Genomic DNA, 25,170 nt, shown 5'->3' on the forward strand with positions numbered 1-25,170 from the left:
ACACCTATAGGACAGTAGTACTGTCCCACAGGTGTGCCTTTTTTGGCACTACTCTGCTATCACACATGTGTGATCCGGCCGCATGAACCTCTAAGAGTTCACCGCCTGTTCAGATTTAATTGGCTCTCATTCTTACATTAGCTATAAGAAAGAAGAGCAAGTTAAATTAGATTTATATACACTTATAATACCATTTACTAATTGAAGTATCAAATGTTACTCCACTTTTACTGAATTCAATCGAGTTTACTCTATCAATCCAAGATGGAGAAAGGCTTTTTCTAGTCCGTCATTATCAACACTGTCAGTTATGTGATCAGCCATAGCTGTTATTTCTTTACCGCCATTTCCCATTGCTACACCTATTTCACAATATTCAAGCATAGGAATATCTACTTTTGCATCGCCAAAAGCTATCGTGTTCTTTCGGTCAACTCCATGATGTTCTAACAGTTTTTTAATAGCTGTCTGTTTTGTAATGTTTGCTAAGGCAATATCTCCAAACAGAGCTTGTTCACCTATACCTCCCCACGTACCTACTTGAAAGTCAGAAAAAAAATCGGCTGCAGCTAGGTAATCTTCATACTCTTCTAAAATGAAACTGATTTTGTTCACGTCAGCTCGATACAATTGACCATCAAAAATCATTTCTGGAAATGCTTGTCGCACCGTCATTGTTTCTGTACCGGATTTTTCTTTATAAGCAGCATAGTCTTTAACCGTTTGCTCTCCACGTGTCTCAAACTGTTCACTTGCAAACAATCCATTGTTGGACTCCAAATAAAAAGCTAATCCACGGTTATTCAGCCAGTCTACAATCATTTTTTCTTGTTCTGCTGTTATTAATTGATGCAAAATAACTTCATTATCACTTTCAACATAGTTGCCATTTCCACCAATATACCCATCAAAACCGATCTCTAATAGTTCATCATACATTTCAGCTTTGCTGCGTCCAGTCACCGGGTACACTTTATGACCGTTGGCTTGCGCAACTTTAATAGCTTTGACTGCAGAATTCGGTAATTCATTAGAATAATCTACTAATGTTCCATCCACATCTAAAAAAACATAGTTTGATTCCATAGTAACCTCCTTAAAAAGGCCATACCAATAAGTAAGCATGACCTTCAAACTAAATTATCCTTTTGTATAGTCTACATTTTCACCATTAGAAGCAATCACTTGTTTATACCAGTCAAAAGACTTTTTCTTCGAACGCGCCATTGTTCCATTACCTTCATTGTCTCGGTCTACATAAATAAAGCCATATCTTTTTTTCATTTCCCCAGTTGACGCGGAAACCAAATCGATACATCCCCAAGACGTATACCCTAAAATTTCTACTCCATCTTTGTCCACAGCTTCTTTCATAGCTTCGATATGTTGTTTTAGATAATCGATACGGTAATCATCCACTATAGATCCATCTGCATTAGGCGTATCGACTGCTCCTAATCCATTTTCAACTACAAATAACGGTTTTTGATAACGGTCATATAACTCATTGATCGTGATACGGAAACCGATTGGATCGATTTGCCAGCCCCATTCGCTTGCTTCTAAATAAGGGTTTTTAATGGAATCAAATATATTTCCACCTACTTTTTCTTGTTCATCTTGAACGGCAGAAACCCGCGAAGAATAATAAGAAAATGATATATAATCAACCGTATGCTTCTTCAGTAGTTCCTTATCTCCTTCTACAAAAGGAATTTCTATCCCTTCATTAGCCAAGCGTTTCAATGCATAATTAGGGTATTCGCCACGAGACTGTACGTCAATAAAAAAAAAGTTTTCTTGATTGTCTACTTGAGCTTGACGAACATCTGCAGGATTTGGTGTATTTGGATAATACTGTCCAGCTGCGATCATACAGCCGACTTTATTTTCCGGATCTACTTCATGAGCGATCTTGGTCGCTAACGCACTGGCTACTAATTCATGATGGGCTGCTGTATATTTTACTTGTTCTTCATTTTCTCCTTCTTCAAATACTAATCCAGCTCCCATAAACGGTGCATGCAATAGCATATTGATCTCATTGAAAGTGATCCAATACTTTACTTTTCCTTTATAACGATTAAATAATACAGTGACAAGATTTTCATAAAAATCGACTACTTTACGACTGCGCCAACCCCCATATTCTTTAATCAAATGGATTGGCATATCAAAATGTGTGATTGTAACAATAGGTTCGATGCCGTACTTAAGACATTCATCAATAAGGTTATCGTAAAATTGTAACCCTGCTTCATTTGGTTCAGCCTCATCACCTTTTGGAAAAATACGTGTCCAAGCTAGACTAAAGCGATAAGATTTAAATCCCATTTCTCCAAATAAAGCGATATCTTCCTTATAATGATGATACATATCAATGGCTTCTTTAGCTGGATAAAAATGCTCCTCATCGAAGTCCAGATGTTTCATTTTTCCTGTTATGATTGGGTAACGGTCTTCTCCAATTGGAACGACATCTACATTCGCTAAACCTCGGCCATCCGCGTTATAACCACCTTCACTTTGATTAGCAGCAGTAGCCCCACCCCAAAGAAAATCTTTATTAAATCCCATACTTTTTCCTCCTAATAAAATCAGTTTTATCTTACTTACATCTTATCTAAACGGTTTCATTTTTTCAATCTCTTATATACAAGTAGAATGTTCCTACACATACTTTCTAAATTTAACGATTGCTCTTGTAAAACCTGTACACAAAAACATATACTATTTGTGTAAGGAAGGAGTCTTTTTATGCTACTTATTGAACGATTAAAACATACTTCATTTTCAGATGCTGAACAAGTACTAGTAAGTTACCTCATTGATCACCCTGAAGGCTTACAAGACATGACGACTCAAAAAATTGCAGATTTAACTCATACGAATCCTACGAGCCTTATTCGTGTAGCGAAAAAAATGGGATTTACAGGATGGCTAGACTTAAAAGAAGCTTACCTTGAAGAATGGCAGTACCTCAATAGCCACTTTACAGCTATTGACGCCAACTTACCTTATGAACAAACGGATCATTTAATTTCTATCGCCCATAAAATAAACACGTTGCAACAGAATACTCTTCAGGATACCCTATCCTTAATAGATTCAAAAGATTTGGAACATGCACAAAAACTCTTATTAAACGCTGATGAAATCAAGGTATTTGCGAGCAAAACTAATGCGCTCATTGCTCAAGATTTCGTGACTAAGATGCGTAGGATCAATAAAAAAATTACTATTTCTTCCACTTATGATTACAGTACGTATGAAGCTTTTAACAGTGGTAACCGAACTTGTGCCCTTATTATTTCATACACAGGTGAAGATGATTCCTTCATAAAATGCATGGACATTTTGAAAAAACAAGGAGCTTCCACTATTAGCTTAACAAGTATAGGAGATAATCCTATTGCAACAAATAGCGATTGTTCATTAAAAATCACTACTCGAGAAAAACTCTATTCTAAAATCGGAAACTTTACCTCAACCACATCTGTCATTTATCTATTGAACCTTTTGTATTCTATCGTCTTTACTGCAGATTATGAAATGAACTTGAACCACCTCATTCAAATCGGTCGTTCAACAGATACCCGAAAAACAAACATCGACATCATTAAAGAACAGTCTTAATTGGATAAGTAAATTTAAGGAAGGAGAAGGGATATCTAAATACTTCTTCCTCATTTATAAACACAAAAAAACGGGAAGCTCATTGCCTCCCGCTAATTAAAATTAATTTATTTAATATTCGCAAAATGTTCTAACGTTCCTACCATATTAGCCACAAAACCGTACTCGTTATCATACCAAGCAACCGTTTTGACTAATTGTCCGTTCGTTCCCTCGATGACTTTTGTTTGAGTGGCATCAAAAATCGAACCTGCTGGTACCCCGATAACATCTGAAGATACGATTTCGTCTTCATTGTATAAGAATGCCTCAGATGCAGCTTCTTTCATTGCCGCGTTGACTTCTTCCACTGTTACTTCTTTATTCAAAACAGAATACAGTTCTGTCATTGAACCTGTAATGGTAGGAATTCTGATGGCTGTTCCGTCAATTTTCCCTTCCAATTCAGGAATCACTTTTCCTACCGCTTTGGCAGCACCTGTTGAAGATGGAATGGCGTTTTGTGCTCCTGCACGATTTTTGCGTCCACCTGGTGAATCTTGCAATGCTTGCGATGCAGTATACGCATGAATCGTTGACATTAAGGCACTGTTAATACCATATTTTTCGTTCAAAACATTTGCCATTGGTGCCAAACAGTTCGTGGTACAAGATGCTGCAGAAATGATTTCATCATTTTCATCCAGCGAATCATGATTCACACCATAAACAATCGTTTTAGTGTTGTCTACTTCTGCACCTGAAGCTTTTACTGGCGCGGAAATCAGTACCCGCTTTGCACCTGCATCCAAATGAGCCTGGGATTTTTTCGCTGAGGTATAGAACCCCGTACATTCTAAAACAATATCGATTCCTAAATCGCCCCATGGCAATTGACTTGCATCTTTTTCTGCGTAAGCTTTAATCTCTTTTCCATCTACTACAATCGCGTCATTCCCAACTGCTACTTCATATGGAAAACGTCCTTGTGCGGTATCGTATTTTAGCAAATAAACTAAGTCGTCATTATCCGTCAAATCATTGATCGCGACAACCTCTAAATCTGTATCCTTTTCCAACATTCGACGCAATGCTAAACGTCCAATCCGGCCAAATCCATTAATCGCTACTTTTATCGACATGAATATTTCCTCCTTCTTTATTTGAATCTAATTTTATGGTACCGCTTTTAGAATAAAATTTCCAATTGTTTGCATCACTAGTTTAGCGATCAGGCACAGTTAGTCCAACTCCACCGAATCGGATATATAATACTGCCAGCCTCTTTTAGTCGCATAGTCATGGACATCTTTAGCCAGCTCTTTTTTTGTAGAGTATTCAAGCAAATAGATCTCTTTCCCAGCTTTATCAACTGTATATAAATAATTTAAGTAGTAGGTTTGATTTTCTTTTGTTTGAGTACTCAGCTTATCTTCCTCAAAATCAATAGCTGAAAAGACGGTTTCTTGGTTTACACCAGTCAAAATATCATCTAGTTGCTGATTTTGCTGTAAATATGCACTAACAAATTCATTTCCTCCATTAATAAGGACCGGTTTGCCATAGCTCATGAGTGTCTTTAAGATTTTTTCCACTCCAATATACGTTTCTTTTGTTTGAAATTGCCAGTATACATCTACATTATCGATCCAAAAGCCATCAATTCCCTTATCAAGTAGTTCGTTAGCTAAAGTAACGGCACTAAATTTTTGCCAGTCTTCATTGGTTACATCGACCCAATATTCTTCTTCCCAATTTTCATAAGGGCTCAAAGTAAGATACTGAAATTCTTTATAGTAAGGTCTAAAAGTCTCCAATGATCCTATATTTAAATAACTATAGACTTCTTGACCTCGAGCTTGCATCTCAGCAATTTCTGCTTTGGAGAGATTTTGTGCATCAATAATGACCGTTTCGTAACCTTCACTAGCTTCAATCGCTTTGCTTCCATCTAGACTCAAAAATACACCATACTCACCTGTATTTTCGAGTTTACTGTTGCTTTTTCCTTCTAAGTTTGCACAACCTGTTACTCCTAGAATAGCCATTGCTCCTATCAAAAAACGTATTGCAGTAGTTTTCATGTAATGGCTCCTTTATCTCTCTCGCTATCCACTTAATTCAAACTAAAATCCAATTCCGGTCCTGCTGGAACGATGCCAGTTGGATTGATATTTTTATGGCTGCGGTAGTAATGATCTTTTATGTGTTTGAAGTTCACTGTTTCCGCTATCCCCGGCCAATTGTATAATTCTCGCGTGTAGCGCCATAGGTTCTTGTACTCTGTAATACGTTTGATATTGCATTTGAAATGACCGTGATAAACACTGTCAAAACGGATCAGTGTAGTAAATAAACGCCAGTCTGCTTCAGTGATTTGCTCCCCTACTAAGTAACGATTCTCTTCTAGGCGTTCTTCAAGTTCATCTAACGCAGCAAATAAGTTCATCACTTCTTCTTGATAAACTTCTTGCTTCGTCGCAAATCCAGCTTTGTATACTCCATTATTAACTGCATGATACACTTTTTCATTGATTTCATCAATTTCTGGACGCAATGCTTCAGGATAATAATCGCCTTCTTTTGCACCGACTTCATTGAATGCAGAATTCAACATCCGCATGATTTCAGAAGATTCATTGTTGACGATTTTATTTTGTTTCAAATCATACAATAAAGGCACCGTTACACGCCCACTATAATTCGGCTCTACATGTGTATACAGTTCATAAACATACTCTGCATCAATTACAGGATCCGGAATCACACCTTCTTCTGCATCAAATGTCCAGCCATTTTCGGCCATCAAAGGATTCACAACAGATACCGAAATCATCTCTTCTAATCCTTTTAATTTACGCATGATCAACGCACGATTTGCCCAAGGGCACGCCAAGGCTACGTACAAATGATAGCGTCCAGGTTCTGCTTTAAACCCGGCTTTACCAGTTGGTCCAGCACTTCCATCCGGCGTGATCCAATTGCGGAATTGTGATTCCTGACGAATAAATCGTCCACCGCTGCCTTCCGTGTCGTACCATTGATCATGCCACTTGCCATCTACTAATAAACCCATCATTATTCCCCTTTCAACTACTAATCTTTATCTCTTATTTTATTTATCTTCTCTTTTTATTATAGGTAGGGCTTAATTTATAATCCAGGAATCGGTTCAACTAACAAAGCTTTATGATTCGTGTCATAATAAACCACTTGCTTCAACACTAAATCACTCGTCCAAAAAGGAACACCAGCTTTTCCAGCTAACTCACAAAAAGTTTCAAAATCAAACTCCCCAGATTGCGCTCTTTGTACAGCTATTTTGATAGCTTCAGGACTACTTTGTTCAGCAACTTTTTTCGGTTTCCCATTTAAAGGCAAATCGACTGAACTTTCTTCATCAAAATAACGGTACAGTCCTTCAGCAACTAGGTAATCGTAACGTTTAATGCCTAACGTTTTGAATTCCTGCATCAATTGAGCAAATCCACCTGCATTTTTTTCTGCATATACAGCTTTTTCAATCTCTTGTTTGTTTAAACTCATATTTATTATCTCCTTTTAATGAATGACGCTTCGGTTACACTTTTGGCTGTTCAACTTCAACCGTAACCATTTCTTGATAGTTTGTGCCCCAATCCTTCATCGCATCTAAAATTGGTTTTAAACTATTGCCTAATTCCGTCAATGTATATTCCACACGTGGAGGGACTTCTGCAAAAATTTCACGATCCACCAATCCATCTTCTTCCATAGACCGTAAATGTGACGTCAAAACTTTTGCCGAAACCGTTCCAATAGCTTTTCTTAATTCACCAAATCGTTTAGTCCCATCTAACAGCTCTCTTAATATCATTACTTTCCAGCGATCATTTATCAACAATAATGTCGTCTCTACTGGACAAGCTACAACTTTGTTACGCATAGAAACCCTTTCCTTTCACATTAGTTACTTATTAGTCACTAAGTAACTCCAAAGTACTTACTTTACATAAGTTACTTAGAGTCCTATTATAATAGTAGAACTTGAAAGAAACAAGCTAAGAATCTAACTAGTAGGAAGGTTGATACCAAATGAAGTACTTATTAACAGGCGCAACAGGAGAACTAGGCACTCATGCCTTACATTATTTAAAAGAACAAGTTGAGTTAAATGAAATTGTGGTATTAGCACGAACAGAAGAAAAAGCTGCTATGCTGCGTGAACATGGAGTTGAGGTTCGTATTGGTGATTTTGGCGACTATGCAAGTTTGATTGAGGCATTCAACGGCATCGATCGTTTATTATTTGTTTCCTCACAACCTGGTGCAGTAGTTTCACGTGGTGAGCAGCACAAAAATGTTGTAAATGCTGCTAAAAAGACTGGCATTTCATTTATTGCTTATACAAGTTTCCCTAAAGGTGCTGAATCCAAAAGTCCTTTAGCTCAAGACCATATTTTAACGGAACAATTAATTTCTAAATCCAACATTTCCCACACTTTTTTACGCAACAACTGGTATATAGAAAACGAAAAGGACACACTAAATGCTGCAGCAGCAGGCCATCCTTTCACGTATTCTGCTGGAGAAGGCAAAACGGGTTGGGCGTTAAAACGTGAATATGCCGAAGCTGCCATCAATGTCTTAACTGGACAAGCAGCAACACCAGAAGTACTTGAATTATCAGGCAATCCTATTACTTATGTAGAATTAGCAGAGGCTCTTAAAATTGCTAGTGGCTCAGCATTTAAGGTCGTTAAAATGAATGATAGTGATTATCAAACTGCATTAACCAATAATGGCGTTCCTGAGGCAGTTGTCGGCTTCATCTTAATGATTCAGAATGATATTCGTAATGGAGAATTGGATGTTATGTCAGATGATTTTGAACAAACGTTAGGCAAACCATTGACACCGCTAGTTGATGCTTTAAAAGAGTTCTTACAAAAATAACAGTTTATAAGTAGTTTTATTCTTCAATCATGTAGAGAACAAATAAGAAGAAACCTTATTAAAGGCTCCTTCTTATTTGTTTTGCTTTTGATAAAGTTCATCTATTTCTAAGCACTTTTTTGACATAAAGTTCTTTAAAGACATCAAAATCGCTATTCACACTAATTTTTTCAGTCCCAGCAGCATTCAGCAGTTTTTTGCAACTTTAGCTGCTGGACTGCCAGCCGGAAGCTTTAAATCATCGAACGGGGCAAAATTAACTGGGTTCTTAATATCAATAATATGTTTATATTCTATGTTGCCCCACAAAGAGCTATCCTGATTCCGTTTAGATTATTTGAATCATCTAAAGATATCGTAAAAGTGAAGGAACTCACTCAAATAAACATTGACTCAAAAAGTACAAAATTTGAAGATTAGCACGAATGCATCACCCTATAAATTGAATGAATATAGAATAAAAAAAAGCGAGAGGTTGGCAGATGATTCAATCATCTGCCAACTTCTCTTATCATCATGACTTGTATTTGTTTACCTTAAATACGCTACTCCTTGTCCGTTTTCTAAAAGATAGTGGGTACCATTCCACCATCTGCTCGAATAACCGAACCGCTAAAACTACTTGCTAGAGGACTACAAACAAAGGTAACTAAGCGACCTAACTCTTCTGCTGGAATAAATCGTTGGATCAAAGAAGCGCTACGGTGTTCCGCCATGAAGCGACGTTCTTGTTCTTCAAAGCTTATGTTTTCCTTTCCGTAAAATCCTTCTAGCATCCCGCTAACCCCTTCAGTTAAGGTTGGCCCAGGTAAAACAGTGTTGACTGTAACCTGTGTTCCTTTGGTTTGGATAGCTAAAGTTTTAGCTAGAGAAAGCTGCATGGTTTTAGTCATACTATAGTGAGCCATTTCCCCAGAAGGCATTAACGCTTCTTCACTAGCAATAAAAACAATCCGTCCAAAATTAAGCTTAAGCATATGCGGTAAATACTGTTTCGCTAAGGTGTTGCTGATTAGGACATTCATTTTGAAAAAACGTAGCCACTCTTCATCATTAATCTCATAATAGTCCGTTGGTTTAAAAATACCTAAACTATTAATTAACAGATCTACTTGCGGAAATTTCTCCATCAATTGATTGATTTCTTTTTCCTGACTTAAATCGTAAACTGCGCTTTGAGGGTTGGTAGTAGGAAATTTTGTTTGAATTTCAGCAATCACTGTATCAACATCTACCTTACCACGTCCGTTAATAATTACATTTACGCCTTCACTGGCTAACTCTAGAGCAATGGCTTTTCCAATCCCCTTAGTTGAGCCGGTTACAAGAGCGGTTAACCCAGTCATTTGCATTTTCATAGTCTGCTCTTCCTTTCTAAAATTCAAAATTGTCTGGATCTGGACCAATTCGACGGTTTTGATTTAATGCTGTAATACTTGCGACTTCTTCTTCAGTTAATGCAAAGTCAAAAACAGCTCTATTTTCAAGTAACCGATCTGCATTGGTTGATTTAGGAATTGTAATAACGCCATTTTGTAAATCCCAACGTAAAATAATTTGGGCAGCTGACTTCCCATATTTTTGACTTAACGCTAAAATTAAATCATTTTGCAAAATTTCTCCATTCATCAACGGAGACCAAGCTTCCATTTGAATATTTTTTTTTGTTAAATAATCCTTTAGTTCTCCTTGAGTTAACAAGGGATGGTATTCCACTTGATTAATAACCGGGGTTACAGTACTGTGTTTCGTCAATTCCTCTAAATGATGAACTTGAAAATTACTTACCCCGATACTCCGAACCTTTTTAGCGGCATAAAGTTTTTCCATTTCTTGCCAAGCAGCAACATAATGTTCTGCAACTGGCCAATGAATCAGATATAAATCCAAATAATCCACGCCTATTTTATCTAAACTTGTTTGATAAGCTTCTATTACTTTTTCACTACGCATATCTTCATTCCAAATTTTAGAAGTGATAAATAAATCTTCACGACTAATCCCCGCTGCAGCAATCCCTTGACGAATCCCTTCGCCTACTGCTTCTTCATTGCCATAAATACTTGCCGTATCAATGCTTCTGTAACCTGCAACAATAGCCGTTTTAATTGCCTCAACTAATTCTTTATAATCTTCCACCCGAAAAACGCCTAAGCCTAAAGTCGGCATCTCAACTCCATTATTCAAAGTAATAATTTCTTGCGTTTTCATAAATATTCCTCCAATTTTATATTTACATTTGCCTAACATGTCGTTAGTATAGACCCTATACAACTTAATGGGAAGTAGGTACTTTTTTGTGCTATAGGAACTAAAAAGTACCTATAAAAAGGAGAGAAATAAAATAAAAATGAAACCAACAATTGTTTACGGTATTGGGGTTGAAGCTACCATTGAAGTAATTGGCGGAAAATGGAAGCCGATTATTCTGTGTCACTTAAAGCATGACACCAGACGGCCTTCTGAATTAAAACGTCTTATGCCCACAATTACTCAAAAAATGTTAACTCAACAATTACGTGAGTTAGAGGATTCCGGAGTGATTGATCGCACCGTTTATGAACAAGTACCACCTAAAGTCGAATATTCTTTAAGCACTTATGGCCGCTCTTTAGAACCCGTTTTAGAATTGTTATGTACTTGGGGCGAAGAGCATATTGATCGCCGGAAAACACAATTTAATGAGAACATTATTTTAGAACATACTGAACTTTAAACGTTCAAATACGAAAAATAAAACATTAGATAATCATCCCGTCCTTAGATAGAAACATTATATAATCTATTTGTCTATGATTGCTATTACTCCAGCTGTAATACTCAACTACACGCTATTTAAATTCTTCCTCGTATTTAACTATAAAAAGACCTCTAAAGTTAATTTTTTAATTTAACTTTAGAGGTCGCTACATTAGGTCAGATGCTTTTTTCATACCTTCCGAACAGGATCACGAAGAATTGTACGTAGAGTATCTTGAGGAGTTTTTGCTGTAAATGAGTCTAGGTGAATCTCAAGATGAGAACCACTACGTCGTACACCATTTTGTTCAGCATTCCTTTCTAAATCAGCAAGCGTTCTAAGTTCATCAGAAAAAGGTCCATGGTGCATAACCTGAATGACTGTTTGGGCTGGGATTGAAAAAGGTTCAAGAATATCAGAAGACTTTTTATTTGAACTAGAACTAGCAGTAATAATCTCTTCAATTTCTTCTTTTGTTAAAAGTTGAGACGTTTTCGTCATGATCCGGTATTCTAGCAACGACAAGGGGTTAGCAGTATAGAAATCCGCAATGTTAGCTGGTTTAGCACCTTTTGCATACCAATATTGAACTTCTATAACTGGCACATTTATTTGTTGATCCAATTTTTTTGATATATCTGCAACTAAAGCTTTCTTTCGATAAAACTCAGTGCTTCCTGGAGCCCCTTTTCCAAGAATCGATAAATAGTTAACAGCTTCTGTATGGACGATCTCTGGAATATTTGTTGCCGAATAGTGTTCAGTCAATTTAATCTCTGCCATTTAAAAGCCTCCTTTATTAATTTGATAAATTAGTTTTGGTTTCCGTTAGAAAAGTATCTAATGCTTGTTCAACATTGATGTTCGCTTGATTGGCAAGAATTGTAAGCCACCAAATATTTTCCCCAATTTTATGTGCTAATAATTTTTCGTTATTCTCCCCAGTCGGCCAGCTGCCTGTTTTGTCCATGATTAACCTACTTAATAAACCAGCGTCAGTCAAAAATGCTAATGTGTCCTGTTCTATCGTCCATTTTTCCCCTTGGGTTGCTTGCTCAATTCGGTGATACTGTTCTCTAATCTCATCTGAACGTTGCACTAATTCATTAATATCCATCCTATTTTTCTCCTCTTTATTCTATTTAAGATCGGCAATCAACTGCTCAATTTTTCCTGTCGGCGATAAACTAAATTCATAAAATCCTGAAATCCCCTGCCCTCCATTAGGAAAACTCCCTTTAAAAATAACCTTTACAGTGACTACGTTGTCTTTGATCTGATATTCTTGAATTTTCGTGCTGGTCTTGTAGTCAATAAAATAATTTCTAAAGTATTGTTTGATTTCTTCCTCGCCTTCAAATTTTCTGCCGACTGATAGTTCATCGATAACACCATTGTCGATAAAGGTGTCTGCATATCCAGTTTCGTCAAAATCATTACTAGCTTCAATATATTTTGAAATAATCTCAGGTAATTGTTTTTCCATTTTGACACTTCCTTTCTTATATTTGAAGTATATAAAAAAAAACATGACAATAGTCTGTCACGTTTTAATAATAATCAAGCATACTTTTTAATTCTTTTTTTAATCGATTTTGAATTATAGTTGGCGCCAACACTTGTAAATATTTACCAAACGAAAGCAAGTAACTATCTAACCACTCGCCATCATTGGTTAAACAATTGACAAGATAATAGTTGTCATCAATTTTGCTGATTTGTTCTTGAGTAAATTCTTCAAATATACGATAACTCATTTTAGCGTTGATTTTCAAAGTTAAGGATATTGAATCAGTTATTTTTTTATCCTCCTGTTGCACCATTATGGGAGCAACAGTTCGTTGGGACTTGGATTCTGCAGAAACTATAGCAGTCTTATGCATTCTAGTTAACTTAAATAATCGCCAATCTTTTCTTTCAATGGAGTACCCCTTCAAATACCATGCCTTATCTTTAAATATAACTTGGTTAGGGTAGACTTTTCTTGATAGATATTCATTTTTAGCATTCAAATAGTTAAAAGTAAGCAGTTCAGATTGAAAAATGGCTTGTTTTATCAATGCTAATGTCGACTTTTGTTCCTGACTGTTACTCCAATTTGAAGGATCAATTTCAATCCAAGAGATTGGCTCTTTTTGGAAGACTGCGGATAGTTTGTCCAACGTTTCTTGATCACTTTGACCAACTCCTACTAAACTTTGCAATGAAGATAATATATTTATCTGCTCATCTTCTGAAACCAAGGTACTATTCATTCTAAATTGTGGCAACAAAGAAATCCCGCCATTTCTCCCCTGACTAGTATAAATCGGGATACCTGCTTCTGATAAATTATCAATATAGCGATAAACTGTTCTTACTGAAACTTCTAATCTATCGGCTAATAATTTTGCTGGCATTTTTTCATTACTCATTAACAAATAGACCATTTGAAATAAGCGGTTTGATTTCATATATTCACACTTTCATGTTGACTCTTAAAAAGTTGCTTAAATCTTCTTTTCTGGGTCTTAATACTGATTCCATTCTTACGTTCAATCATCTTATAAGTCTTTCTTGATCGTCTTAATGGATAGGCAAAAATAGTTGTAATTACTAATTCAAATATTAGAAACCCCCTAAGAATTTTATCCATATCAACTACCTCCCTATATTTAAACAATTTAATTTCTATTTAATAGCATCCAAATTCCTTCTAAACCTTTATTTTATATTACTATTTTAATTCTTGAAGTTCACTATAAAAAAATTTTATGAAGACCATCTATGAACATAATGTTCAGGTTAACTCACTTTATTTGGAAGAAAAAAGAACATGGGAACCTTAATGGATGAGTAACAGCATATTTCACTCGTTTTCATATATAATCTAATTATCAGATACTATAGGAGGTTTTTTAAATGTTAACAATGGCTTATATTGGTAACGGAAAAAGTACGAATCGCTATCATTTACCTTTTTCATTAAAAACAGAGAACGTTAAAGTGAAGACAATCTATTCTCGTCATGAAAATAGTTCATGGGATAAGGTTCCTGGAGTCCACTATACAACAAATTTAGAAGATATTTGGAATGATCCAGAAATTCAATTAGTGGCAATCTGCCTTCCAAGTTCATTACATTTTGAATTTGCAAAATTATCACTAGAAAACGGAAAAAATACACTAGTTGAAAAGCCATTTACCGAAACTGCTGAAGAAGCAAGAGAACTATTTGAGTTAGCAAAATCAAAAAATTTACTCGTTCAATGCTACCAAAACAGACGTTACGATTCAGATTTTCTGACAGCTCAAAAAATTATTGAAAGTGGCATGATAGGTGAATTACTAGAAGTTGAAATGCATTATGATTATTTTAGACCAGAAGTTCCAGAAAACAGCACAGAATTTTCAGCCTCTTCAAGTTATTTATATGGCCATGGGTGCCATACAATCGATCAAGTTCTTTCCTATTTTGGAGATCCAGATTCTATTCATTATGATGTAAGGCAATTATTGGGTCCTAATCGTATGAATGATTATTTTGACTTAGACTTTTACTATTCAAAAATAAAAGTTTCTGTTAAATCAAGTTATTTCAGAATAAAACCACGACCAAGTTTTGTTCTATATGGTAAAAAAGGTATGTTTATCAAGCAAGAAAAAGATAGGCAGGAAGAACATCTAAAATTATTCTATATGCCAACTAATCCTGATTTTGGTATAGATACCCCAGAACATTACGGTACTGTAACTTATATAGATGCTGATGGTTTATATCATGAAGAAAAAGTCATTTCAGAAATTGGAGATTACAGTCATGTTTATGAAGGTTTATATGAGTCTATTATAAATGGAAAAGATAAAACAGTGAAAGATGAAGAAACGATTCGTCAACTAGAAATACTTGAAGAAGGGATTCAAAGTATTAAATACTAACTTATCAACTTGTCTAAAAAAACAAGGATCACTCAACTAAGAAAGAAGGTTTATAATGAAACTTGCAATTATAGGTTCTGGAATGATAGTAAATGATTTTTTAACTATGGTCTGTGATGTTCCAGGGATTCAATTAGAGGCAATTGTGGGAACGGATAGAAGCATGGATAAAATGAAGCTTTTAAAAAATGAATATGGTATTCGTCAAGTCTCAACTAATTATTCTGATTGTTTAAACAATCAGAATATCGATACCGTTTATATTGCGTTGCCTAATCATTTGCATTTTTCTTTTGCTAAACAAGCCCTACTGAGTAAAAAAAATGTTATTTGTGAGAAACCCTTTACCTTAAACTTATCAGAAATGAAAGAGCTGAGAGAACTAGCTTTAGCAAACAAAGTCATGTTGTTAGAAGCTATAACCAATCAATATTTAACCAATTATAAAAAAATAAAAGAAGCCATCAATACTATTGGAGCTATTAAAATTATTGAATGTAATTATTCTCAATATTCATCAAGGTATGATGCCTTCAAAAAAGGAGATATATTACCAGCTTTCAATCCCAAAATGGGCGGGGGAGCTTTAATGGATATTAATATTTACAACATTCATTTTGTAACGGGTCTTTTTGGGGAGCCCCAAATAGTAAACTATTTGGCAAATGTTGAAAATGGAATTGATACTTCTGGCATCTTAAGTCTTGATTACGGGGATAAAAAAGTAGTCTGTATAGGTGCTAAAGATTCTACAGCTCCGATACGAACCATTATCCAAGGCGAAAAAGGAGCTATTATTATTGAAGGACCTACAAGCACCATCGACCGTTTTACTGTAATCGATCATCAAAATAAGAGCGAAATCGTTGATTCTAAAGTGCATACGCACCGGATGTACGAAGAATTCATTGAATTTGAAAGAATCATAAGAGAATCTGACGTTGAAACTATGATAAAACACCTTGATCACAGTGAAATAGTTATGTCCATTGTAGATAAAGGATTAGAAACTGCAGGTATAACATTAGGCTAAATTTTCAAAGCAAAAAACAGGTGCTTTTTCAATATATGGACAGGTCATAGCTCTTCTGACAAAATTCCATTTTGAATGAGTGACTGTTTTTCTTTTAATTTCTCCAAATTACTTCTATATTCTTTTGCATATAAAATAGAATATAATGTGTCTAATACATACTGAAAGGCAACTTGTGATGCAAAAGTTCCAACTTTTACAAAATCATATTCTTCCTGGACTACTACTATCGTGTTGGCAGCTAATTTAATCAAATCAGATTCTGTATTTCCTGTTATCAAAATGGTTGGAATATTTTTGTTAGAAAAATGTTGTAGCATACGCTTATATTGTGGACTAGTTCCACTATAAGATAGAAATAAAGCACAATCTTTTGGAGTAAGGTTAGAAGCATTCCATGCCTCATCTGCATATTCTTCAGAAATAATAGCAAATCTATTAATCTTTACTAATTTATTTTGAAAACTTCTCGCTCGTACTTGTGAATCACCACGAGAAAACAGAAAAATATGCTTAGAGTTGAAAAGGATTTCTGCCACTGACTGTAGTAAATCTTCATCTAATTGATTTAACGTTTTTTTTATCGTATCAATCGTTAAATTTGCCATATTCTTAGCTATATCCATGGTTAAATCTTCTTGTTTAAAAGGAAAGTTAGCATCCACTTCACTAGGTAAATGCATTTGGCTATAAACTACACCTGAAATAGCGTCCTTAAAACTTCTAAATCCATCATACCCAATTTTTTTACAGAGACGGATAATTGTTGAGTGAGAAGTGTATGTTAATTTTGCTAAATCCTCAATATATATCGTAGGAATCGTGGTGATATTTTGAATGATATAGTCAGCAATTCTCATTTCTGTATTTGTAAAGTTCGTTTGATCTTTCAACTTATTCAATACTTGCACCAAATTTAACAACTCCTTTATAAAATGATTCTATATCATTTAGTTATAGTTTACTATATAACCGTAAGTGTAAAATAGTATCTTTTTATAAACAAACTATGAAACTGCGGTATAAATCTCCCCTTTCAAATTAAAAAGGCTGTAGGTTTGCATGGAATATGCATATCTACAGTCTCTTTAATTTTTTATGTCAGTACTTTCCCAGTCTTTTCCTCGTAACCTTTACTCCTAGTTTTTCAATATCTTCATCGAATCGAATCAGTTATAATCTGTTAATTTCGCTTACGCAAGATATTATAATTTGCATAGTGAGCGGTATAAATACTATCTACTAGTTCTTGTGAATTTTTTTAATAACGGCGGTTTTCTATTTACAAAAGATACCTAGAGTTCTAAACTAACTACTGTTACAAGTAGAATAAAATACGAATGGATATGAAGTAAAATGGACAAAAATGAAAAAAATAGGAATAAAGGCTGGATAAGGAAAATAGATTCTATCAGCTTGGAAGAAGTAAATAATTCAGTAAAAATCCCACCAGCAAATGCTTCTTTTCTAAGAAAGTTGCTTGCTTTTATGGGTCCAGGCGCATTAGTGGCTGTTGGGTATGTTGATCCGGGTAATTGGGCGACATCTATAGAGGGTGGATCTGAATTTGGCTATACCTTATTAAGTGTCATATTGATTGCTAGTTTAATTGCAACCTTAATGCAAGAAATGGCTGCGCGATTAGGAATCGCCACAAGTATGGACTTAGCTCAAGCAACTAGTGCTTCTGTCGGAAAAAAATTATCTTTTTTCTTATGGATTTTAACAGAAGTTGCCATTATCGCTACCGATATTGCTGAGGTTATTGGATCTGCTATCGCTCTAAAACTATTGTTCAACATTCCCATCCTTTTAGGTGTAACAATCACAACATTAGATGTGCTCTTGTTGCTTTTATTGCAGAAACGCAGTTTTCGTATTATTGAAAGTGTCGTTATTATCTTAATGGCTACGATTTTTATCATTTTTGCATATGAAATTTTATTATCCAATCCAAATGTCACAGACTTAGTTCAAGGTTATATTCCTAGTTCAGATATTGTTACAAACCCTTCGATCCTATTTGTAGGTTTAGGAATTTTAGGTGCCACAGTTATGCCCCATAATCTATATCTGCATTCTTCAATTATTCAAACGAGAAGCTATGAACGTACAGAAAAAGGAAAAAAAGAAGCGGTAAACTTTGCTCGAATCGATTCTATCTTTTCTTTAACCATTGCTTTTTTGATTAATTCGATGATTTTAATTTTAGGTGCGTCAGCTTTTTACGGCAACGGACAAGTTGTCAGTGGAATAGAAGATGCTTATGCTTTACTTGCACCAACTATTGGCGCATCTATAGCGAGTACCTTATTTGCAATTGCTCTACTAGCTTCTGGCCAAAACTCAACCATCACCGGAACATTAAGCGGTCAGATCGTTATGGAAGGCTTTATTCATTTAAGAGTTAAGCCATGGGTACGCCGAATCATCACAAGATTACTAGCTGTAATTCCAGTATTTATTGTGACCATTATTGCCGGAGAAAATGGAACTACCAATCTTTTAATATTCAGTCAGGTTATTTTAAGTATGCAACTCCCCTTTGCACTTGTTCCACTGGTTTTATTCACCAGTGATAAACATAAAATGGGAAGTTTCGTAAACTCAACTTGGGTCAAACTAGTGGCCTGGACAGCTACTGTTATTATTATTTGTTTAAACGTTTATTTAGTAGTCTATACATTGATTGGCCTATAACTATTTGTCTGATTCCTTTAATAATTAAATAGGCTTACTCTATCATTTAAACGATCTCAGCAACAAAAAGACGACAGCTAATTAAACTAGCCGTCGTCTTTTTGGTCTTTCGACATCTTTAATGTACATGCTATTGTTGATAAATTATAAAATAGCATTAAGCCATCACAGAACGAGTAGATGTAAATATCAATTTCGTTTTCTAAACTCTCTACGCACTTTGGCAATTATAAATGTTGCAAAAAAAAGCATAAGGCCAACTTTGTTAAAAAGTAAAAATACATTTAGTACATCATCAAAAGAGCTCAACGGATAATAACCGCTTAGCAAAAGAATGGGGAATACCGTAAGCAACATTGTTATGTAGTGAACTATGATTTGTTTGGAGAAATTCCAGCGGTTGATTTCATAGATGACGCTCGCTATTCCCAAAAACATAATTATAAGCCCGTTTATTAAGAATGTCCTCGCATCACTAGATGAACCTTGAATAAGCTCCCACACTGACATGACCAACATAAAAATAAATGGAATTGCTCCTCTAATGAATCCTTTTAAAAATAGTTTCATTTGTCTATCCTTTCGCATTTTTATATATTTAACCAATACTGATTACCATCGCTGCTTCTTTTGAAAAAATTAAAGGTGATTAAATATCTTCTCTGTTCAACATACTCTCCTGTTGGATACACTTTAAGTAACTCCGCATTTATTTCTTTTTCCGTATAAATTTTACCTTGTTCGAATCTTGTAATAAATTCCGCTAATAAAATATATTTCTTTTTTTCTTTCTCTGGCACTTTAGTCACTTTGTTGTTTTTCATAAAGTTCGTGACTACGCTTTCTTTTCCCTGTTCTATGTAGTGATACCTCATAAGTCATTTCTCCCTCTTTACACTTTATTTTCCCTATCAATAATAACTGCTTCTTTTAAATCGAATTTACCAAATCTAATATATAAAAATACGGCTAGATACATGGCAATACCGCTAATAATGAATATAAATGAATCCCATACTACCGGTACTCCAATTTTATTATCGAAAAGCGCTACATAAATAAGGATGCCTATAGGTTGTATACATGTGCATAATACTCCCAGCAAATGGAAGACTCGGCCTTGTATATTCGTTGGTACATTTTTTTGCATCCAAATTGAAAAAGGAATATTCAAAAGCGAATTAGAAAGTCCGTTTAGTATCATTAAAATACTGATCCAAATCATAATAACTGTATTTGAACTACTTAATGCCGATAATGCAATCCCAATAAAAATTAGCGGAAGAATTTTACTGAGCCGCAATAAGTCATAGACAGGAGTGTCTGTTTCTTTTTTTCTCGTCAACATATAAGCACCTAGTATAAAACCTAAGCTAGTGGCTCCTTGCGTGACACTATACTGAAGTGAATTAAATTGTAATGTTTGCAATAAGAATGAAGGTAGACCAACAAATGTAATGGCATAAAAGAAATTAATAGCCATACACGCAATCATAGCTACCATTAAGTAAGGTTGTACTTTAAGATAATGAAGTCCTTCAAGAAATAATTTCCAACTTGAAACTTCCAAATTATCATTGAATTCCATGTTGTCAGATTTAGTAAATTTAAAATCAATCGACCATGTTAAAACTAATGTCAATAGTTCAGTGAGTATTTCAATCCCAATAAGGATACTGAATGGAAATACTGCGTACAATAGCGCGCCCATAACCGAAGAAAATAGACCTGATAAATTTGAACTAAGTTCTTGGTATCCTGACAATTTTTGTAAATCACTTTCTAAAACAATATTAGCTTTGCTGGACTCTTGGGCAGTACTTGTAAACTCATCACTTATTCTCAAAATTACAATAAGTATGATGGTTACTAAAAAGATATGATTATCTGATAGATAGGCATAGATAGTATATAAGATCAATGCCATTATCACTATAGATTGACTAAGTAAAATAACAGCTTTTCGGCTTTGTTTATCTACAATAGGGCCAACTAAAGGAGCAAAAAAGAGACTAACTAACGCAGATACCATTATCGAGAGTGCGAAGCTTATAGATAAACCCGTTCTTTCCATTAACATCAATCCTAAAGAAAATGAAAATATTGAACTTCCTAATGATCCAATAAGGCTAGAGACTGCAGACTTTATCATTTGCAGTTTTGACTTTTTATGTATTGTGTTTAACATACTTTTTGCCTTTCTTCCGTTACTATTTGTTTTAATGACTAATACTAGTAACTATTAGCTTCTAAACATCTATTACTCATAAGAAGGATATCATTAAAAATAGATGAGAGTCAATATCCTAAACAATTTTATTCAAACTTATAAAGTAACTTTCCACCTAAAATTTGCTTTTGCGAATGTCTAATTTGTGAGATACTGATAAGCGTGACTGAAAACGGAGGGAACAAGATGATTTATATAAAAGAAGCCATTTTACACATTTTTGATTTGAACAGTAACGAACCTATCTTCTCTTTTGCCGGCTTAGATCTTACAGAGAAATTCACATTTGATTATCTCCATGCCATGATTGAAAAAGTAGAAGACTCAGACAACATGAAAACCGGGATATTAACCGAAAATAATCCTTTAAACCAAACTTTTTCTACGATTCCAACTGATTTTATTGAGACAACCAAAACGTTGACCGAAAAATTCTTTTCCATTACAAAACTTAATCCAGAAATACCGCCAGCTGACTTATTATTTGTCTACTTTACTTTGGACGAAGTACCGCAGTTAGGTCTGTTCAAATTAAATTATTCTGACAGCATCACTCACTATGTCTCTTATGAAGAAGAAACGCTAACGAATCAGTTGATCATTAACCGTTCTATCTTACCGAGTGCACGCCAAGCGATTCAAGAAGGAATGGTGCTAAATTTGAATACCATGGAATACCATGTGATTGAGAAAAAGCACCTAATTGATGAATTAGCAGAGAAAATTTATTATTTCACAGAACTATTTTTAGAAGATAAACCTCAACCTAGTCTTAAAGAGAACATTTCGATTATCAAAAAAGCCGTTCAAAAAACAAGCAAGGCATTTGATGATGAAGAATTCCAAGTACTGGCTGATACGAAAGATGCACTTGTCCATAGTATGACGGAAGAAAACGTCATTGATAATCAAGTGATTGCTGAGACTCTATATGGGGATAATCATGCGAAAAAAGAAAAGTTTTTTGAAGAAATCAAAGAGTTAGGTTACGTAGATCGTGCTCCTGCTGAAGTGGCAGTAGCTGGACCAAAATATTCCAAACAAAAATTCCGTTTAGATAACGGAATCGAGATCAGCATTCCTATAGAACTTTACAGAGACCCAGATGTTGTCGAGTTTATTAATAATCCAGACGGGACGACTTCTGTAATGATCAAAAATATCGAAAAAATCAAAAACTTATTCTAAAAAATCTTCCTTTGTATGAGCCTTTCAATGCTCAGTACAGAGGAAGATTTTTCTTTTATGACAGCGATTGTTTAACCATTGCTGAATAGTATGTACTTTCGTAGGCCCATTATCAATACAAATGAAAGCATCAATAATGAAAAATGTTAAATCCTTTTAGCGTCACAGATTGATTAGATTTTTTTGATTTCTGACTAAATAAACATAGTTAAATTTAGACAGCATCAATTGAGTCAGTTGGATCTACTTCTTCTAAATTCTCATACAGCTGTGGATAATCATGACACTTCATATTTCTAGATGTACATATTTCTTTTCCAAAGGAGATCATAGATTGGTGTGCTCTTCCCCAGTATTTAGCTGGGATAATTTCTGTCACGCGTTTTTCAATTTGTTTGGGTGTGGCATTTTCTTCTACTATTTTGTGATGCTTGCAGATTCGTGCAACATGTGTGTCCACTGCAAAAGCCTCTTGGTTAAATGCGACATTCAATAATATATTAGCTGATTTAGGTCCAATTCCAGTTAATGATTGAAGTTCTTTACGTGTACTTGGAACTTTTCCATCAAACTTTTCAAGTAATTGACAACTGCTTTTATAAATATACTTTGCTTTATTCCGGTAGAGTCCGACTGTTTTTATGTATGATTCAATTTCTTCAGGTGAAGATTCAATAACAGCTTGAGGATTTGGATAGCGTTTAAATAATTGGTCTGTCACTTTAGCGACTGAAATATCTGTTGCCTGAGCACTTAATATAACGACCATCAACAATTGAAATGGATTTTGATAACGCATCATTGGGACAGCATCAGGATAAAGTTTCATAATTTCATAGATAACGTGTTGAGCGGCTTCATTTGTCAGCATAAGCTTTCCTTTCTTTTATTTAGTTTTTTTTAATATAACATACTTTCAATAACACTAAAATCAAGTTTATTAGTATCTTAATTTCTATAAAGCCAGAATCATAAGGATAGCTTTACTTAGAGACATGCCATTCTGACTTTTCATGTTCAAAATAACGTTTCAACAGTTCTTTAGCACTGCTGGCTGATGTATAATAAATTAAAGATTTATTCCTCAAAAACAAGCCTAAGGAGGGTCCTCTATATGAGACAGAATGACGAAGAAACGCTCAATGATTTATATAATCTGATCCTCAATCCCGCGACTCGTGAATGGGAACGGTCAGCACTATCTTCGACCAAAAATGCCTTAGAAGAGGGTGCAACTATTGACGACCAGCTTTCAAAGCTTGAAGCTAAATTACGCCCGCTAGCATTAAGAAACAACTTAACGCCTGACGTGACAGATTTTTATAACAGCATAACTGGAAATGCTAGTGCCGACGCTCAATTTGATTTTACAAAACACTCCATTGATGATCTGACTTACCAAGATTCTGCGGTATTTGCAGGGGGCTGTTTCTGGTGTATGGTAGAACCTTTTGAAACCAAAAATGGAATCATTTCTGTCTTATCGGGTTACACTGGAGGGCATATGGATCATCCCACTTACGACCAAGTGAGCGGCCAGTACACAGGGCATGTCGAAGCAGTTGAGATTATTTTTGATACGCGGATCATACACTATGAAGAACTGGTAGAACTTTATTGGCAGCTGACAGATCCAACAGACGCGTTTGGTCAATTTCAAGACCGCGGCAGTCAATACCGTCCGATTATTTTTGTTCGAAATGAAGAACAACGAAAGATTACTGAAAAGTCAAAACAACGATTAATAGAATCCGGAAAATACAAGCGTCCAATCGTTACATTAATTGAGCCAACGTCTGTATTTTGGCCAGCAGAAAACTTCCACCAGCAATTTTATAAGAAAAATCGAAAGAGATACAAAAGAATTGAGCGTTCCCGTCAACAGTTTTTGGCTTACCAACGTTTGCAAGGTAAAATCCGGAAAGAACTTAATCATTTTACACGAAAACCTTAATGAACTGTGCCATGCTAGCTATTCTTCTCTACCATATTGAATAGCTATTTTATTTTTCTTCGTTCCTTGTTTTAAAAATGAAGAATGATTAGAACGTCATTTATCTTTTCATTGAATTGATTTTGTTTAAAAATTCACAAAAATAGTTTACCATAAAGAGAAACCTTTATATTTTTATAAGAGAAAGAGGAAATTACTGTGTTGGAAACAATTTTAAGTTTATACGTTACATTAATGTCAGTCATTTTTGCAGGTGTTGCCAATATGGCTTTTTGTAAATACCCTACCTATCAACGTTTAAATATCCCCATGGATGCAGGTAGATTATTATCGGACGGAAAGCGATTATTTGGTCAAAACAAAACTTGGAAAGGCTTTATTGGCATGATTCTTTTTGGCGGACTATCTCAGATCGTCTGGGGGCTCATTTTAAAAACTATTCCCTCTCTTGAATCGCTGAATCTATTCTACGACGTCTATGCAAATTCTATACTAACGAATCTTTGGATTGGACTTTTATTAGGACTAGCCTATATTGTTTTTGAATTACCGAATAGTTTTATGAAACGCCGTTTAGAAATCATGCCAGGCAAACCAGCAAATAATCAATGGAAATGGTTCTTTATTTTTATTGACCAAGCAGATTCATTGCTGGGGTGTGCTTTAATCGTAGCAGTTCTGGTTCCCATAAGTTGGACTCAATTTTTCGGCTTCATCATTTTAGGAGCAGGTACTCATATTGTGATCAATCAGTTATTGTATTTTTTAAAATTAAGAAAAAATCCATTCTAATTATTTTAGATGTACAAAGAGGTGTATAGACAATCTATTGGACTTTAATAGAAACTGCAGAAAAA

General features: G+C 35.0%; 27 protein-coding genes and 1 riboswitch. Of the genes, 9 read left to right on the forward strand and 18 right to left on the reverse strand.

Annotation, left to right across the window (positions count from 1 at the left end):
• Window positions 1-18 precede the first annotated feature (18 nt).
• A riboswitch (NiCo riboswitch) is annotated at window positions 19-123 on the reverse strand.
• Between the two features lie 123 nt (window positions 124-246).
• Together BLT48_RS07825 and BLT48_RS07830 are read right to left on the reverse strand one after the other, a co-directional pair.
• Window positions 247-1,086 carry a Cof-type HAD-IIB family hydrolase gene (locus tag BLT48_RS07825; RefSeq protein WP_035020620.1) on the reverse strand — a complete coding sequence of 280 codons (840 nt, stop codon included), beginning with the start codon at window positions 1,084-1,086 and terminating at the stop codon, window positions 247-249.
• A 54-nt stretch (window positions 1,087-1,140) separates the two neighbouring features.
• Window positions 1,141-2,577 (reverse strand): 6-phospho-beta-glucosidase, encoded by a 1,437-nt coding sequence (locus BLT48_RS07830; protein WP_089976972.1) that lies wholly within the window; start codon window positions 2,575-2,577, stop codon window positions 1,141-1,143.
• Between the two features lie 180 nt (window positions 2,578-2,757).
• Between BLT48_RS07830 and BLT48_RS07835 the strand changes: the two genes are divergently transcribed.
• A complete protein-coding gene (locus BLT48_RS07835) occupies window positions 2,758-3,636 on the forward strand; it encodes a MurR/RpiR family transcriptional regulator (RefSeq protein WP_089976976.1) in 879 nt (292 codons plus the stop codon).
• Between the two features lie 107 nt (window positions 3,637-3,743).
• Here BLT48_RS07835 and gap read toward each other — a convergent pair whose 3' ends face one another.
• The 5 genes from gap to BLT48_RS07860 all read right to left on the reverse strand — a co-directional run bounded on the left by gap (window position 3,744) and on the right by BLT48_RS07860 (window position 7,540).
• Window positions 3,744-4,757: a type I glyceraldehyde-3-phosphate dehydrogenase gene (gap, locus tag BLT48_RS07840; RefSeq protein WP_089976979.1), complete on the reverse strand. Its 1,014-nt coding sequence runs from the start codon at window positions 4,755-4,757 to the stop codon at window positions 3,744-3,746.
• Window positions 4,758-4,856: 99 nt separating this feature from the next.
• On the reverse strand, window positions 4,857-5,699 hold the full coding sequence (locus BLT48_RS07845) for an endo alpha-1,4 polygalactosaminidase (RefSeq protein WP_089976982.1): 843 nt from the start codon (window positions 5,697-5,699) through the stop codon (window positions 4,857-4,859).
• 32 nt (window positions 5,700-5,731) lie between these two features.
• On the reverse strand, window positions 5,732-6,691 hold the full coding sequence (locus BLT48_RS07850) for a glutathione S-transferase family protein (RefSeq protein ID WP_089976985.1): 960 nt from the start codon (window positions 6,689-6,691) through the stop codon (window positions 5,732-5,734).
• A 77-nt stretch (window positions 6,692-6,768) separates the two neighbouring features.
• Window positions 6,769-7,161 carry a DUF1398 family protein gene (locus BLT48_RS07855; RefSeq protein WP_089976988.1) on the reverse strand — a complete coding sequence of 131 codons (393 nt, stop codon included), beginning with the start codon at window positions 7,159-7,161 and terminating at the stop codon, window positions 6,769-6,771.
• 34 nt (window positions 7,162-7,195) lie between these two features.
• Entirely contained in the window at window positions 7,196-7,540 is a 345-nt protein-coding gene (locus BLT48_RS07860) for a winged helix-turn-helix transcriptional regulator (protein ID WP_089976992.1), read from the reverse strand.
• Window positions 7,541-7,689: 149 nt separating this feature from the next.
• Here BLT48_RS07860 and BLT48_RS07865 point away from each other — a divergent pair, with 149 nt between their 5' ends.
• Window positions 7,690-8,550: an SDR family oxidoreductase gene (locus BLT48_RS07865; RefSeq protein ID WP_089976995.1), complete on the forward strand. Its 861-nt coding sequence runs from the start codon at window positions 7,690-7,692 to the stop codon at window positions 8,548-8,550.
• Window positions 8,551-9,113: 563 nt separating this feature from the next.
• Here the strand turns inward: BLT48_RS07865 and BLT48_RS07870 are convergent.
• Both BLT48_RS07870 and BLT48_RS07875 read right to left on the reverse strand, forming a co-directional pair.
• Complete coding sequence (locus tag BLT48_RS07870) at window positions 9,114-9,908, reverse strand: SDR family NAD(P)-dependent oxidoreductase (RefSeq protein ID WP_089976999.1); 795 nt, start codon at window positions 9,906-9,908, stop codon at window positions 9,114-9,116.
• A gap of 16 nt (window positions 9,909-9,924) precedes the next feature.
• Complete coding sequence (locus BLT48_RS07875) at window positions 9,925-10,761, reverse strand: aldo/keto reductase (RefSeq protein WP_089977003.1); 837 nt, start codon at window positions 10,759-10,761, stop codon at window positions 9,925-9,927.
• A gap of 139 nt (window positions 10,762-10,900) precedes the next feature.
• Here BLT48_RS07875 and BLT48_RS07880 point away from each other — a divergent pair, with 139 nt between their 5' ends.
• Window positions 10,901-11,266: a winged helix-turn-helix transcriptional regulator gene (locus BLT48_RS07880; RefSeq protein ID WP_089977007.1), complete on the forward strand. Its 366-nt coding sequence runs from the start codon at window positions 10,901-10,903 to the stop codon at window positions 11,264-11,266.
• A gap of 213 nt (window positions 11,267-11,479) precedes the next feature.
• Here BLT48_RS07880 and BLT48_RS07885 read toward each other — a convergent pair whose 3' ends face one another.
• The 4 genes from BLT48_RS07885 to BLT48_RS07900 form a co-directional block, all read right to left on the reverse strand.
• A complete protein-coding gene (locus BLT48_RS07885) occupies window positions 11,480-12,073 on the reverse strand; it encodes a GyrI-like domain-containing protein (RefSeq protein ID WP_089977010.1) in 594 nt (197 codons plus the stop codon).
• A 16-nt stretch (window positions 12,074-12,089) separates the two neighbouring features.
• A complete protein-coding gene (locus BLT48_RS07890; protein WP_089977014.1) occupies window positions 12,090-12,407 on the reverse strand; it encodes a nucleoside triphosphate pyrophosphohydrolase family protein in 318 nt (105 codons plus the stop codon).
• Between the two features lie 21 nt (window positions 12,408-12,428).
• On the reverse strand, window positions 12,429-12,776 hold the full coding sequence (locus BLT48_RS07895; RefSeq protein WP_089977018.1) for a hypothetical protein: 348 nt from the start codon (window positions 12,774-12,776) through the stop codon (window positions 12,429-12,431).
• A gap of 64 nt (window positions 12,777-12,840) precedes the next feature.
• Complete coding sequence (locus tag BLT48_RS07900; RefSeq protein ID WP_089977021.1) at window positions 12,841-13,743, reverse strand: helix-turn-helix transcriptional regulator; 903 nt, start codon at window positions 13,741-13,743, stop codon at window positions 12,841-12,843.
• 448 nt (window positions 13,744-14,191) lie between these two features.
• Here BLT48_RS07900 and BLT48_RS07910 point away from each other — a divergent pair, with 448 nt between their 5' ends.
• On the forward strand, window positions 14,192-15,208 hold the full coding sequence (locus BLT48_RS07910) for a Gfo/Idh/MocA family oxidoreductase (RefSeq protein WP_089977026.1): 1,017 nt from the start codon (window positions 14,192-14,194) through the stop codon (window positions 15,206-15,208).
• Window positions 15,209-15,263: 55 nt separating this feature from the next.
• On the forward strand, window positions 15,264-16,241 hold the full coding sequence (locus BLT48_RS07915) for a Gfo/Idh/MocA family protein (RefSeq protein WP_089977030.1): 978 nt from the start codon (window positions 15,264-15,266) through the stop codon (window positions 16,239-16,241).
• Window positions 16,242-16,285: 44 nt separating this feature from the next.
• On the opposite strand, the gene BLT48_RS07920 is transcribed toward BLT48_RS07915, so the two are convergent.
• Window positions 16,286-17,152, reverse strand: a complete 867-nt coding sequence (locus BLT48_RS07920; protein ID WP_089978723.1) for a MurR/RpiR family transcriptional regulator — start codon at window positions 17,150-17,152, stop codon at window positions 16,286-16,288.
• Window positions 17,153-17,597: 445 nt separating this feature from the next.
• On the opposite strand from BLT48_RS07920, the gene BLT48_RS07925 reads away from it, so the two are divergent.
• Window positions 17,598-18,941 (forward strand): Nramp family divalent metal transporter, encoded by a 1,344-nt coding sequence (locus BLT48_RS07925; RefSeq protein ID WP_089977033.1) that lies wholly within the window; start codon window positions 17,598-17,600, stop codon window positions 18,939-18,941.
• Window positions 18,942-19,130: 189 nt separating this feature from the next.
• On the opposite strand, the gene BLT48_RS07930 is transcribed toward BLT48_RS07925, so the two are convergent.
• The 3 genes from BLT48_RS07930 to BLT48_RS07940 are packed head-to-tail and all read right to left on the reverse strand — an operon-like array spanning window position 19,131 to window position 21,093.
• Window positions 19,131-19,511 carry a DUF3021 family protein gene (locus tag BLT48_RS07930; protein WP_034538718.1) on the reverse strand — a complete coding sequence of 127 codons (381 nt, stop codon included), beginning with the start codon at window positions 19,509-19,511 and terminating at the stop codon, window positions 19,131-19,133.
• Window positions 19,512-19,531: 20 nt separating this feature from the next.
• Window positions 19,532-19,816, reverse strand: coding sequence for a DUF2087 domain-containing protein (locus tag BLT48_RS07935; protein WP_089977036.1), 285 nt, complete (start codon window positions 19,814-19,816; stop codon window positions 19,532-19,534).
• A 17-nt stretch (window positions 19,817-19,833) separates the two neighbouring features.
• Window positions 19,834-21,093 (reverse strand): MFS transporter, encoded by a 1,260-nt coding sequence (locus BLT48_RS07940; RefSeq protein ID WP_176944098.1) that lies wholly within the window; start codon window positions 21,091-21,093, stop codon window positions 19,834-19,836.
• 264 nt (window positions 21,094-21,357) lie between these two features.
• Here BLT48_RS07940 and BLT48_RS07945 point away from each other — a divergent pair, with 264 nt between their 5' ends.
• Complete coding sequence (locus tag BLT48_RS07945) at window positions 21,358-22,359, forward strand: nucleoid-associated protein (protein WP_023179432.1); 1,002 nt, start codon at window positions 21,358-21,360, stop codon at window positions 22,357-22,359.
• Window positions 22,360-22,573: 214 nt separating this feature from the next.
• Here the strand turns inward: BLT48_RS07945 and nth are convergent, their stop codons facing one another.
• Window positions 22,574-23,230, reverse strand: a complete 657-nt coding sequence (nth, locus tag BLT48_RS07950) for an endonuclease III (RefSeq protein WP_089977043.1) — start codon at window positions 23,228-23,230, stop codon at window positions 22,574-22,576.
• Window positions 23,231-23,473: 243 nt separating this feature from the next.
• Between nth and msrA the strand changes: the two genes are divergently transcribed.
• Together msrA and BLT48_RS07960 are read left to right on the forward strand one after the other, a co-directional pair.
• Window positions 23,474-24,313, forward strand: coding sequence for a peptide-methionine (S)-S-oxide reductase MsrA (msrA, locus tag BLT48_RS07955; RefSeq protein WP_089977048.1), 840 nt, complete (start codon window positions 23,474-23,476; stop codon window positions 24,311-24,313).
• Window positions 24,314-24,514: 201 nt separating this feature from the next.
• Entirely contained in the window at window positions 24,515-25,105 is a 591-nt protein-coding gene (locus BLT48_RS07960; protein WP_176944157.1) for a CDP-archaeol synthase, read from the forward strand.
• Window positions 25,106-25,170: the final 65 nt, after the last annotated feature.

The sequence above is a fragment of the Carnobacterium viridans genome, from assembly GCF_900102725.1.
GTDB lineage: Bacteria > Bacillota > Bacilli > Lactobacillales > Carnobacteriaceae > Carnobacterium_B > Carnobacterium_B viridans.